Genomic DNA, 12,582 nt, shown 5'->3' with positions numbered 1-12,582 from the left:
TTAAGTCTTCACTTATCACCTGGCGATCTCCTACAGGGCGTGTAAGAGATCTCTCACAACATTACCAGGTAAATGGATTACAGAACAGGCTTAAGCTGAGTAAGGAATTCCGCAAGGGAGGGAGCCAGAACGGTGCGTTGCCGCGTTCCCAGCGTTTCTTTGATGACATCACCAGACAGATTACACACTGAAATCACCTCCAGTTCATTTTCCTGGGTGGCGATGAACAGCGTCGGCGGCAGCTTCAGACGTTTTTGCGTAACCAGATGACCAATCAGGTTTTCCTGAACCCGACGGAAATCGTCAGCGCTCCAGGTTTGCAGCAGCGTCAGCGTTTCATTGTGAAACTGTGCGGGCATATCGCCGGCAAACTGCGTGGTGTAAAACGCGTGAAGGGCAGGTTGTATCACAATATCAAAGGCGCGTTCAACCGCGTTTACATTCGACTCGCCCTCAAACGGCTGCGGCTGCCAGTAAACCGCGTCCTGAGTAGAGGAAATGATGCAGGGAGAAGGCACGCCATACAGCTCCTCGCTCATCGGCCAACTTTGCTGTTTTTCATGCCATGCGTCGCAATAACGCGTCGTAAAAGCCTTCAGGGCCAATGCAGTCTGTTCGTTCACCGGTTTCTCTCATCATAAAAGCCAGGATACACTGGAGCCATAGTGTATCTGGTTTACGACGGTGAAACATGTCTTCTTATGAAAACCATCAGGCGCTTGACGGCCTGACTCTTGGTAAATCAACCGATTACCGGGATAATTACGACGCCAGCCTGTTACAGGGCGTTCCCCGCAGCCTCAATCGCGACCCGCTCGGCCTCCACGCTGACCGCCTGCCCTTTCACGGCGGCGACATCTGGACGCTGTACGAACTGTCGTGGCTGAACGCCAAAGGCCTGCCGCAGGTCGCGGTCGGGCAGGTGGAACTGGATTACGCCAGCGTTAATCTGATTGAATCCAAAAGCTTTAAGCTCTATCTCAACAGCTTTAACCAGACCCGTTTTGACAGTTGGGACGCGGTGCGCCAGACGCTGGAAAACGATCTCAGCGCTTGCGCGCAAGGACAAGTCAGCGTCGCGCTGTACCGCCTGGATGAGCTGGAAGGCCAGCCGATCGCCCATTTTCATGGCGCCTGTATTGACGATCAGGACATCAGCATCGACAACTATCAGTTCACCACCGACGCTCTGCAGGATGCCGCCAGCGGCGAAAAAGTCGTAGAGGAGACGCTGGTCAGCCATCTGCTGAAATCCAACTGTCTGATCACTCACCAGCCGGACTGGGGCTCCATTCAGATCCAGTATCGCGGCCGGAAAATAGATCGCGAAAAGCTGCTGCGTTACCTGGTTTCCTTCCGTCATCATAACGAGTTCCATGAACAGTGCGTGGAACGCATCTTCAATGACCTGCTGCGCTTCTGCCAGCCGGAAACCCTCAGCGTTTACGCGCGTTACACCCGCCGTGGCGGACTGGATATTAACCCATGGCGGAGCAATACCGATTTCGTTCCTGCGCTCGGCAGACTGGTTCGCCAGTAAATTATTTCACCGTTTTGCGTGCCTGATTCCGCACTCAAGGTTGTGAAAGATCATAAGCCAGGGCTATTGTAATCAACAGGGAATGACGTTTTGCGTCCCATAAGGAGTTTACTTGATTACACATATTAGCCCGCTTGGCTCAATGGACATGCTGTCGCAACTGGAAGTCGATATGCTTAAACGCACGGCCAGCAGCGACCTGTATCAACTGTTTCGTAACTGTTCGCTTGCCGTCTTAAACTCCGGCAGTCTGACTGACAACAGCAAAGAGCTGCTGTCCCGCTTTGAAACCTTCGACATCAACGTGCTGCGCCGCGAGCGCGGCGTGAAGCTGGAGCTGATCAACCCACCGGAAGACGCTTTCGTTGACGGACGTATTATCCGCGCGCTACAGGCCAACCTGTTTGCCGTGCTGCGCGACATCCTGTTTGTCAACGGCCAGATCCATAACGCGGGCCGTTTCCAGCATCTGGATCTCGAAAGTTCGGTACACATTACCAACCTGGTGTTCTCCATTCTGCGTAACGCCAGAGCGCTACACGTGGGCGAAGCGCCAAACATGGTGGTGTGCTGGGGCGGCCACTCGATTAACGAAAATGAGTACCTGTACGCCCGCCGCGTCGGCACGCAACTGGGTCTGCGTGAACTGAACATCTGCACCGGCTGCGGGCCGGGGGCAATGGAAGCGCCAATGAAGGGCGCGGCAGTGGGTCACGCCCAGCAGCGTTACAAAGACAGTCGTTTTATCGGCATGACCGAACCGTCGATCATCGCCGCCGAACCGCCAAATCCGCTGGTCAACGAACTGATCATCATGCCGGACATTGAAAAACGTCTGGAAGCGTTCGTACGCATCGCCCACGGGATTATCATCTTCCCGGGCGGCGTCGGTACTGCGGAAGAACTGCTGTACCTGCTGGGGATCCTGATGAATCCGGCGAACAAAGATCAGGTGCTGCCCCTGCTCCTCACCGGCCCGAAAGAGAGCGCCGACTACTTCCGCGTTCTGGACGAGTTTATCGTGCACACGCTGGGTGAAGCGGCGCGCAGTCACTACCGGATTATTATCGACGATGCGGCGGAAGTGGCGCGTCTGATGAAAAAAGCGATGCCGCGGGTGAAAGAGAACCGTCGTGACACTGGCGATGCCTACAGCTTCAACTGGTCGATTCGCATCGCGCCGGATCTGCAAATGCCGTTCGAACCGTCCCATGAAAATATGGCTAACCTGAAGCTGTACCCTGACCAGCCCGTTGAAGTGCTGGCGGCAGACCTGCGTCGCGCGTTCTCCGGGATCGTCGCGGGTAACGTGAAGGAAGTCGGCATTCGCGCCATCGAGCAATATGGTCCTTACAAAATCCATGGCGATAAGGCGATGATGCGGCGCATGGACGATCTACTGCAAGGGTTTGTCGCGCAACACCGTATGAAGCTGCCTGGCTCTGCATACATTCCCTGCTACGAAATCTGCGCCTGAGGCGAAAAGTCCTGAACGAACCGGAAACGGCTGCAGGCCCTTCCGGTTTTTTTATTGATACCAATAAGATAGCCTCGCTAATTAATTAGTTTCACTTATAAATCATACTCATTATTTTTCTACGCAAACGATTACCCGCCCTGAGATACCGCGTTTTATCATTCTTAACTTTGCTTAGGCATCAGAAACCACCAATAAATGGCACTTTTACAGCGTAACCTCCGCATCTCTCGGGGAAAACTTCCCGTCGCTGTATCGTTAATGCTAGCCTTCGCGCGCGTAAATTCGCTTTGATGATTTTTTGACAGATTAATGATCCAATTTTATCCACATTAAAGGTGGATTATTGCATTTGGGATCGCGATCACTGATAGATTCATTGGTTATCTGTATCTTTCCGCCCGCAAATTATTACGGCGAAAAATTATATAAAAATCGTCTTTGATGAAATTTCGTTTTACGGTCGGGACTTTTTTCATTGGATTAGACCAGCAACCTGACTTTTAGCATCCTCCAGGAGAAATAGATGGAAACCACTCAAACCAGCACTATTGCTTCGATTGATTCCCGAAGCGCATGGCGCAAGACAGATACCATGTGGATGCTGGGCCTTTACGGCACGGCTATCGGTGCGGGCGTACTGTTCCTGCCAATCAACGCAGGCGTCGGCGGCATGATTCCGCTGATCATCATGGCGATTATCGCTTTCCCGATGACCTTTTTTGCCCACCGCGGCCTGACCCGCTTTGTTCTGTCCGGTAAAAACCCGGGCGAAGACATCACTGAAGTGGTTGAAGAGCACTTCGGTATCGGCGCAGGTAAGCTGATTACCCTGCTCTATTTCTTTGCCATTTACCCTATCCTGCTGGTTTACAGCGTGGCGATCACCAACACGGTGGAAAGCTTTCTGACGCATCAGCTGGCTATCACGCCGCCGCCGCGTGCGATTCTGTCCCTGATTCTGATTGTCGGTATGATGACTATCGTGCGTTTCGGCGAGCAGATGATCGTGAAAGCGATGAGCATCCTGGTGTTCCCGTTTGTGGCAGCGCTGATGCTGCTGGCTCTGTACCTGATCCCGCAGTGGAACGGCGCGGCGCTGGAAACGCTGTCCTTTGATACCGCCGCCTCTACCGGCAACGGCCTGTGGATGACCCTGTGGCTGGCGATCCCGGTGATGGTCTTCTCCTTCAACCACTCGCCGATCATCTCCTCTTTCGCGGTAGCGAAGCGTGAAGAGTACGGCGACGGCGCCGAGAAAAAATGCGCTAAGATTCTGGCGTTCGCCCACATCATGATGGTGCTGACGGTCATGTTCTTCGTCTTCAGCTGCGTACTGAGCCTGTCCCCGGCGGATCTCGCCGCGGCGAAAGAGCAGAATATCTCGATTCTGTCTTACCTGGCGAACCACTTTAACGCGCCGATCATCGCCTGGATGGCGCCGATCATTGCGATGATCGCCATCACGAAGTCTTTCCTCGGCCACTATCTGGGCGCGCGTGAAGGCTTCAACGGCATGGTTATCAAATCTCTGCGTGGTAAAGGTAAATCCATCGAGATCAACAAACTGAACCGCATTACCGCGCTGTTCATGCTGGTGACCACCTGGATTGTCGCGACGCTGAACCCGAGCATTCTCGGTATGATCGAAACCCTGGGCGGCCCGATCATCGCGATGATTCTGTTCCTGATGCCGATGTACGCGATTCAGAAAGTACCGGCAATGCGTAAGTACAGCGGCCATATCAGCAACGTCTTCGTTGTCATCATGGGTCTGATCGCTATCTCCGCAATTTTCTACTCTCTGTTCAGCTAAGTTTTACAGCGCCGCCTGTGGGCGGCGCGTCCTCCCGAGCTTTATTTAATGGAAGTCCTATGATTAGCGTCTTCGATATCTTCAAAATCGGCATTGGCCCTTCCAGTTCTCATACCGTTGGACCAATGAAGGCTGGCAAACAGTTCACGGACGATCTGATTGCCCGCAACATGCTTACCGATGTCACCCGCGTCGTGGTGGATGTTTATGGCTCTCTGTCTTTGACGGGGAAAGGCCACCACACCGATATCGCGATTATTATGGGTCTGGCGGGAAATCTGCCGGACAGCGTCGACATCGATGCCATTCCGAGTTTTATTCAGGATGTGAATACCCACGGGCGTCTGCTGCTGGCAAATGGTCAGCATGAGGTCGAATTCCCGGTGGATAAGTGCATGAATTTCCATGCCGACAACCTGTCCCTGCACGAGAACGGAATGCGCATTACCGCGCTGGCAGGAGAAACCGTCCTCTACAGCCAGACTTATTACTCCATTGGCGGCGGCTTCATCGTCGATGAAGACCATTTCGGTTTACCGAACAGTGCGCCAGTCGAAGTGCCCTATCCATACAAATCTGCCGCCGATCTGCAAAGACATTGCGCAGAAACCGGGCTCTCGCTTTCCGGCCTGATGATGCAAAACGAACTGGCGCTGCACAGCAAAGAAGAGCTGGAACAGCACTTTGCCAACGTCTGGGAAGTGATGCGCAGCGGTATTGAGCGCGGCATTACCACCGAAGGCGTTCTGCCCGGAAAATTGCGTGTGCCGCGCCGTGCGGCGGCGTTGCGCCGGATGCTGGTCAGCCAGGATAAAACCACGACCGATCCAATGGCCGTCGTGGACTGGATCAACATGTTCGCGCTGGCGGTTAACGAAGAAAACGCCGCCGGTGGGCGCGTAGTCACCGCACCGACCAACGGCGCCTGCGGTATCGTTCCGGCGGTGCTGGCGTACTACGATAAGTTCATCCGTGAAGTGAATGCGAACTCGCTGGCCCGCTATATGCTGGTTGCCAGTGCGATTGGCTCACTGTACAAAATGAACGCCTCCATTTCCGGTGCGGAAGTAGGCTGCCAGGGCGAAGTCGGCGTGGCGTGCTCTATGGCGGCGGCGGGTCTGGCGGAACTGCTGGGCGGCAGCCCGGCGCAGGTGTGCATTGCAGCGGAAATCGGCATGGAACACAACCTCGGTCTGACCTGCGACCCGGTCGCGGGACAAGTACAGGTGCCGTGCATCGAACGTAACGCGATCGCCTCAGTAAAAGCGGTCAACGCGGCGCGTATGGCGCTGCGTCGCACCAGCGAACCGCGCGTCTGCCTCGATAAAGTGATCGAAACCATGTATGAAACCGGAAAAGACATGAACGCCAAATACCGCGAAACCTCTCGCGGCGGTCTGGCAATGAAAATCGTCACCTGCGACTAACGCCTGCCGTCTGCCCGGTGGCATAGCGCTTACCGGGCAAACCACGCCAGGCTCGCCTCATTTCGCCGTGAATGTTACCCTACCCGCAGGTTGTAAAGGGAGAACACCGTGGCTGTCCATCTGCTTATTGTCGACGCGCTCAATTTGATTCGCCGCATTCATGCCGTGCAGGGTTCGCCGTGCGCGCAGACCTGCCAGCATGCGCTGGATCAGCTGATTCTCCACAGCCAACCCACCCACGCCGTGGCGGTATTTGATGATGAAGCGCGAAACAGCGGATGGCGTCACCAACGGCTTCCGGATTACAAAGCGGGTCGCCCGCCAATGCCGGATGACCTGCATGACGAGATGCCCGCTCTGCGTGCCGCCTTTGAACAGCGCGGCGTCGCCTGCTGGGTATCTGACGGTCACGAAGCTGACGACCTGGCGGCAACGCTGGCGGTGAAAGTCACTCAGGCCAGTCATCAGGCCACCATCGTGTCGACAGACAAAGGTTATTGCCAGCTTCTCTCCCCGACGCTGCGCATCCGCGACTACTTTCAGAAGCGCTGGCTGGATGCCCCCTTCATTGAAAAAGAGTTTGGCGTCTCGCCCCAACAGTTACCAGACTATTGGGGACTGGCGGGGATCAGTAGCTCAAAGGTGCCCGGCGTCGCCGGTATCGGTCCGAAAAGCGCCACGCAGCTGTTGGCGCAGTTTCAGACGCTGGAAGGACTTTACGCACACCTGGCGGAAGTGCCGGAAAAGTGGCGTAAAAAACTGGATGAGCATAAAGAGATGGCTTTTCTCTGTCGCGATATCGCCCGACTGCAAACGGATTTACAACTCGACGGCAACCTGCAGCAGCTACGGCTGGTCAAAGCGTAGTGATTGTAATTATTCCTCTATGCGTAAACCGTAAGTTTTAAATTTCTCCAGCACCACGGCAATCTCTGCATCTGATAACACGGGCACCGGGTCAACCACCGCCAGCGTACTCATGTACAGTTGCGCTAACACTTCCACCTCATGCGCCAGCCACAGCGCTTTTTGCAGATTCGCTTCGCAGGCGATCAACCCATGATGCTGCAACAGCGTGGCTTTACGATTTTTCAGCGCGACGGCGACGTGCCCGGAAAGCTCACGGGTGCCAAAGGTCGCATAAGGCGCACAAGGAATGGTATTCCCCCCCGCTGCGGCAATAATGTAATGAATAGCCGGGATCGGGCGGTTAAGGATAGAAACCGCGGTGCAATGAATCGCATGGTTGTGGACCACGGCATTCGCGTCCGGGCGCGTCTGATACGCCGCCAGATGAAAACGCCATTCGCTGGAGGGCAATTTCCCGTCTTCATAATGGCCGTCGTTATCGACAAAGACGATCATATTTTCCGTCATGCGTTCATAAGGAATGCCGCTGGGCGTAATTAACATGCCGTCCTGATAACGCGCGCTGACGTTTCCCGCCGTTCCCTGATTAAGTCCCAGTCGGGTCATTTCTAAACAGGTTTCAATGATTTCACGGGATAATTGCGTTCTTTCCATCTTTGTTCTCCGGGTAATCGGTTCAATGGCTGATTTTTTTGCGCATCTTATTTTTGTCTTACGCGCTTAATTAATTTCATTTCCACTTTTACGGTTTCTTTCACTGGTCGTTCATCGATTGCACTGAGCATCATGTCCACCGCCTTTTCAGCCCAGGCGTTTTCATCCTGCTGCATCGACCAGACGTTATTCGACAAAAACCCAAGCATCGGATGTTCGTCAAAGGTGCCGATATTGATGTCAGGCGGCACGACGCCAACGCGATCGCGGATCGCTCTCACCGCCCCTTCGAGAACCGGCAATGAGGACGCGATAAACGCTTGCGGGCATCCTTGTTCATCCATCAGCGTTTGCATGATCTCGTAACCGCCTTCCGGGGTGTTCACCGGCCCTTCGCGCACCCAGTCACGATGGTGAATGCCTTTTTCTCTGAGTGCGTTCAGATAACCGTTAAGACGGTCGCTGATACTCGGTAAACCGGTATCGCCCACCAGAAACCAGACCGGCAATTTTTCTGCGTCCAGTAATTGCCGGGTTAATTGCTCACCGCCCGACATATTATGGCTTTCCACCAGCGCGTTATCGGTATATTTAAAATCACGATCCAGCAATACCATCGGTTTTCTCACCTGGCGTAAATGATGCTGCTGATTTTCCAGGGTCGAAGGCACAATAAACAGACCATCGACATTACGGGCGATTAACGCTTTCGTTAACTTATTTTCGTAATCCACATCGTCATAGGTACAGCTGATCATCAACTGGTAGCCGGAACGCCGACAGCGCTGTTCCAGCTTTTCTGCCAGCGTGGCGAAGAAGACGTTAGAAATATTGGGAACAATGAGTCCCAGGGTATACGTTTTATTCAGCTTAAGGCTACGGGCGGAATGGTTAATGACATATCCATAGCGCTCCACATATTCGTTTATTCGCGTTTGTGTCTTGAGGCTGATGCGATACTGTTCAGCTTTTCCATTTAGCACCAGTCTCACGGTCGTTACCGATAAATTCAGATCGCTGGCTATCTGTTCTACTGTCTTAGCCATGTCATTGCCCCAGTCACCGTCCAAGCGTCAATTCACAATCATAAAAGCATTTTACACTTTTGTCTTACCGCATCAGTCGCTTAAGCGTGAGCCGGCGGGCGTTACGCATAAACGGGGGCGCAGGCCTCGCCCCCCACGGCCTTACTTTTTGCCAAACGGATGCAACAGCTTGTCAATTTCCGGCGTATTGATATTTTGCGCACTGACAAATTTCACCGGAATGTCGATCTCTTTCGGCACCGTTTGGCCAGAAAGCGCCGCATTCAGCGTTTTGATCCCCTGATAGCCAATTTGAAACGCATCCTGCACCACAAACCCCTGAATCACGCCAGCATTCAGGAAATTGATAATCGCCTCAGTGCTGTCGAAGCCAATGACTTTCACTTTGCCTTTCAGGTTCTGGCTGTCGATGGCGTTGGCGACACCGAGCGTTGATCCCTCATTCGTGCCGTAGATCCCCGCCAGATCCGGGTTCGCCTGGATCATATCGATGGTTTTATCCATCGCTTTTTGCGGATCGCCGTCGCTGTACTGTACCGGCAGCACCTGAATATCCGGGTACATCTCCTTCATGCGCGCAATAAATCCTTCCGAACGTTCAATCGCCGACGACGTCCCCGCTACGTGGGCGATAATGCCAACCTTGCCTTTCTTATTCACCTGCGCCGCCAGCGCGTCGGCGGCTTCCGCCCCGGCTTTGCGGTTATTGGTCGCCACGAAGCTCACCGGAATATCAGAATTAACGCCAGAGTCAAAGGTCACCACCTTGATACCGCGTGAATTGGCGGTTTCTACCAGCGGCGCCAGCGCGTTAGCGTCCAGCGCCGCCAGCAGCAGGCCGTTGGGCTTCTTCGCCATTGCATTTTCCACCAGTTGAATTTGCTCGGCGATCTGAGTTTCATCGGCAGGGCCGACATAGCTGGTTTTATCGCCCAGCTCCTTCGCCGCCGCTTCGGTCCCCATTTTCACGGTTTGCCAGAATTCATGCTGGAAACCTTTACTGATCACCGGAAGATTTAAATCTTTCGCCAGCGCGCCGGAAGAGATGCACGCCAGCAGGGATAACGCATAAACAAGATGCCTGGTTTTCATTATGTGACTCCGTTGTGAGTGTCTCACCCTTTACGTCAGGGTCTGTATGCCCCGTGACTGCCGGGAGCGTAAATCAACGAATTTTTTTGCGTAAGGTATCAAGGTACACAGCGGCCACCACCACAATGCCCATCGCCACCATTTGCCAGAACTGGGAAACGCCCATCAGGTTCAGGCCATTTTTCAGTACGCTCATGATGAACGCGCCAATGATAGTGCCGCCGATGGTGCCAATGCCGCCCATCAGGCTGGTGCCGCCGATAACGACTGCCGCAATCGCCTCCAGTTCATAGCCGACGCCAACCGTAGGCTGCCCGGAGTTCAGGCGTGAGGCCAGAATGACGCCCGCGATGCCGGTCAGTAGCCCGCAAAAGGCGTAAACGAATATTTTGACCCGCTGGACCTTAATACCGGAGAGATGCGCCGCCACCTCATTGCTGCCGACGGCATAGACATAGCGGCCAATCACCGTTTTCTTGAGAATGTACCCCGCCACCAGCGCCACGATAACGAGATAAAACACCGGATACGGCAGTACGTCGAACAAACGCCCCTGGGCCAGCAGCTTAAAGGTGGGGTAATCGGCAAAATAGATTGCGCGGCCATCCGTCATCACCATGTTGATCCCGCGAACGGACATCATCAGCCCGAGGGTGGCAATAAACGGCGGGATGGTCATTTTGGTGACCAGCAGGCCGTTGACGTAACCGCAAAGCCCTCCGGCAATGACGCCCGCCAGAATACAGACGGGCAGCGGCAGCCCGAGGGTGGCGCAAATTCCCACCGCGACGCCGGAAAACGCCACCACTGAGCCTAATGAAAGGTCGATTCCTGCGGTGATAATCACAAAGGTCACGCCAATCGCCATAATGCCAATCACCGAGGTTTGTAACGCGATGGTCATGATATTTTCGGTATTAAAGAAAAAGGGCGAACTGAAGCTGAAGAAAATGATCAGAATGATCAGACTCAACAGCGGCGCGAGGCGCATCAGTAGCGCTTTGTTAACTTTTAATTTCTTATTATTCGTAGCAGATGAGGTGACAGAGATGGTCATGATTTAATCCTCTAACGTCGCGAACTGCATGATTTTTTCCTGTGTGGCGTTATCGGCAGTTAATTCACCGGTAATACGACCGCTGCGCATCACTAAGATGCGATCGCACATGCCTAACACTTCCGGTAATTCAGAGGAAATCATGATTATCGATTTACCTTTCGCCACCAGGCGATTCATTAATTCATAGATTTCCAGTTTTGCCCCGACATCAATTCCCCGGGTTGGCTCATCAAAAATGAGAATTTCAGTATCCTTACACACCCAGCGGGCAATAATAATTTTCTGCTGGTTCCCACCGCTTAAATTAATGGCTGCCTGTTCGAGATGCGGCGTTTTTATTCTGAGCGCGTTTACCTGCTCCTCGCTGATTTGCTGGCAACGTCGGGTATCAACATTGCCAAAGCGGTCAGAAAACTCAGGGTAATTGCCCAGCATAATGTTACGCTCGACGGAAAGATTGAGCGCCAGCCCTTCCTTCTTGCGGTCTTCCGTTAAATAGCAAATACCTTGTGCGATGGCATCGGCAATATCGTTAATCACGATCGCTTTGCCGTGGAGCTTTATCGTCCCGGCATCGACCGGATCGGCGCCAAAAATCGCCCGCGCCAGTTCGGTTCGTCCAGCCCCCATCAACCCGGCGAAACCAAGAATTTCACCGCGGTGAAGGGTAAAGTGAATATCGTTCAGCACGCCTTTTCGCGTTAACCCGCAGACCTCCAGCACCGGCTCCCGGCGCGCCTTTCGCGCGCGAGGGGGAAAGATATTGCCCAACTCGCGGCCCACCATCATCGCTATCAGATCGCTGATTTTTACCGTTTCATACTCCACGGTATCGATGTACTGACCGTCGCGCATCACGGTGGCGCGATCGGCGATCAGCGCCAGTTCTTCCAGACGGTGCGAGATGTAAACAATGCCGGTCCCCTGCGCCTTGAGCAGTCGGGTAACGCGGAACAGGCTCTCAATCTCCGTTTCGGTGAGCGCCGCGGTGGGTTCGTCCATAATCAAAATTTTGGCGTTAACCGAGATCGCTTTGGCGATTTCCACCATTTGCTGCTGCGCGACCGTCAGGTCTGAGACCAGCGTATCGGGGGCAATATTTAGATTGAGCTTTTGCAAAATATCCGTCGCCGCCTGGCGCTGGTGTTTTTCATCCAGCCGCCAACGGTTATTTTTACAATACTCGCGGCCAATAAAGATATTCTCTTCAACGGTTAATTCAGGAAATAAATTAAATTCCTGATGAATAATGGTGATGCCAGCATTTTGCGCGCTAAGCGGATCGCTAAACGCGATCGGTCTTCCCTCAAAGATAATCTCGCCTTCGTCCGGTTGATAAACGCCCGCTAAGATTTTCATTAGCGTTGATTTACCCGCGCCATTTTCACCTAATAGCGCATGGACTTCGCCTTTACGGAGCGTGAAATTCACATTACTCAACGCTAATACGCCGGGAAAGCGTTTCGTAATATGATTCATCTGTAAAAATGTTTCGGACATTGCTGCTTTCCTCAATAATCAGAAACCGCAGGCTGTAAATCAGGCGAAGTACGTTCTCAGGGCCGCCCCTTACCGCGAATGTGAATTCTTCCTGAAAACA

General features: G+C 53.5%; 11 protein-coding genes. 5 read left to right on the top strand and 6 right to left on the bottom strand.

The genetic code is table 11. The features are described from left to right. Window positions 1-77: 77 nt before the first annotated feature. A complete protein-coding gene (gene syd / locus HVX72_RS04290) occupies window positions 78-623 on the bottom strand; it encodes a SecY-interacting protein (protein WP_042288827.1) in 546 nt (181 codons plus the stop codon). 68 nt (window positions 624-691) lie between these two features. Between syd and queF the strand changes: the two genes are divergently transcribed. From queF to xni, 5 genes are all read left to right on the top strand, one after another. Then, the gene (queF, locus tag HVX72_RS04285; protein ID WP_042288829.1) at window positions 692-1,540 is read left to right on the top strand and encodes an NADPH-dependent 7-cyano-7-deazaguanine reductase QueF; all 849 of its coding nucleotides are present in this window, start codon (window positions 692-694) and stop codon (window positions 1,538-1,540) included. Between the two features lie 112 nt (window positions 1,541-1,652). After that, the gene (gene ppnN / locus HVX72_RS04280) at window positions 1,653-3,017 is read left to right on the top strand and encodes a nucleotide 5'-monophosphate nucleosidase PpnN (RefSeq protein WP_181822606.1); all 1,365 of its coding nucleotides are present in this window, start codon (window positions 1,653-1,655) and stop codon (window positions 3,015-3,017) included. A gap of 526 nt (window positions 3,018-3,543) precedes the next feature. Then, window positions 3,544-4,833, top strand: coding sequence for an HAAAP family serine/threonine permease SdaC (gene sdaC, locus HVX72_RS04275; RefSeq protein WP_042288834.1), 1,290 nt, complete (start codon window positions 3,544-3,546; stop codon window positions 4,831-4,833). Between the two features lie 59 nt (window positions 4,834-4,892). Next, window positions 4,893-6,260: an L-serine ammonia-lyase II gene (gene sdaB, locus HVX72_RS04270; protein ID WP_042288836.1), complete on the top strand. Its 1,368-nt coding sequence runs from the start codon at window positions 4,893-4,895 to the stop codon at window positions 6,258-6,260. Window positions 6,261-6,368: 108 nt separating this feature from the next. Beyond that, a complete protein-coding gene (gene xni, locus HVX72_RS04265; protein WP_181822605.1) occupies window positions 6,369-7,127 on the top strand; it encodes a flap endonuclease Xni in 759 nt (252 codons plus the stop codon). A gap of 9 nt (window positions 7,128-7,136) precedes the next feature. On the opposite strand, the gene fucA is transcribed toward xni, so the two are convergent. The 5 genes from fucA to HVX72_RS04240 form a co-directional block, all read right to left on the bottom strand. Beyond that, window positions 7,137-7,784 (bottom strand): L-fuculose-phosphate aldolase, encoded by a 648-nt coding sequence (gene fucA, locus HVX72_RS04260; protein WP_181822604.1) that lies wholly within the window; start codon window positions 7,782-7,784, stop codon window positions 7,137-7,139. Between the two features lie 47 nt (window positions 7,785-7,831). After that, complete coding sequence (locus HVX72_RS04255; RefSeq protein WP_042288844.1) at window positions 7,832-8,830, bottom strand: LacI family DNA-binding transcriptional regulator; 999 nt, start codon at window positions 8,828-8,830, stop codon at window positions 7,832-7,834. Window positions 8,831-8,971: 141 nt separating this feature from the next. Further along, window positions 8,972-9,922, bottom strand: a complete 951-nt coding sequence (locus HVX72_RS04250) for an ABC transporter substrate-binding protein (protein WP_060569372.1) — start codon at window positions 9,920-9,922, stop codon at window positions 8,972-8,974. A 73-nt stretch (window positions 9,923-9,995) separates the two neighbouring features. Continuing rightward, complete coding sequence (locus HVX72_RS04245; protein ID WP_042288851.1) at window positions 9,996-10,979, bottom strand: ABC transporter permease; 984 nt, start codon at window positions 10,977-10,979, stop codon at window positions 9,996-9,998. 3 nt (window positions 10,980-10,982) lie between these two features. Continuing rightward, window positions 10,983-12,482, bottom strand: coding sequence for a sugar ABC transporter ATP-binding protein (locus tag HVX72_RS04240; RefSeq protein WP_181822603.1), 1,500 nt, complete (start codon window positions 12,480-12,482; stop codon window positions 10,983-10,985). Window positions 12,483-12,582: the final 100 nt, after the last annotated feature.

Source organism: Citrobacter sp. RHB21-C05, assembly GCF_013889015.1.
GTDB lineage: Bacteria > Pseudomonadota > Gammaproteobacteria > Enterobacterales > Enterobacteriaceae > Citrobacter_A > Citrobacter_A sedlakii.
This window is presented reverse-complemented; position numbering and strand designations above follow the sequence as displayed.

Coding starts and splice junctions, on each gene's coding strand:
- queF (WP_042288829.1), top strand. CDS start 692: ATGTCTTCTTATGAAAACCATCAGGCGCTTGACGGCCTGACTCTTGGT.
- sdaC (WP_042288834.1), top strand. CDS start 3,544: ATGGAAACCACTCAAACCAGCACTATTGCTTCGATTGATTCCCGAAGC.
- sdaB (WP_042288836.1), top strand. CDS start 4,893: ATGATTAGCGTCTTCGATATCTTCAAAATCGGCATTGGCCCTTCCAGT.
- fucA (WP_181822604.1), bottom strand. CDS start 7,784: ATGGAAAGAACGCAATTATCCCGTGAAATCATTGAAACCTGTTTAGAA.
- HVX72_RS04255 (WP_042288844.1), bottom strand. CDS start 8,830: ATGGCTAAGACAGTAGAACAGATAGCCAGCGATCTGAATTTATCGGTA.
- HVX72_RS04250 (WP_060569372.1), bottom strand. CDS start 9,922: ATGAAAACCAGGCATCTTGTTTATGCGTTATCCCTGCTGGCGTGCATC.
- HVX72_RS04245 (WP_042288851.1), bottom strand. CDS start 10,979: ATGACCATCTCTGTCACCTCATCTGCTACGAATAATAAGAAATTAAAA.
- HVX72_RS04240 (WP_181822603.1), bottom strand. CDS start 12,482: ATGTCCGAAACATTTTTACAGATGAATCATATTACGAAACGCTTTCCC.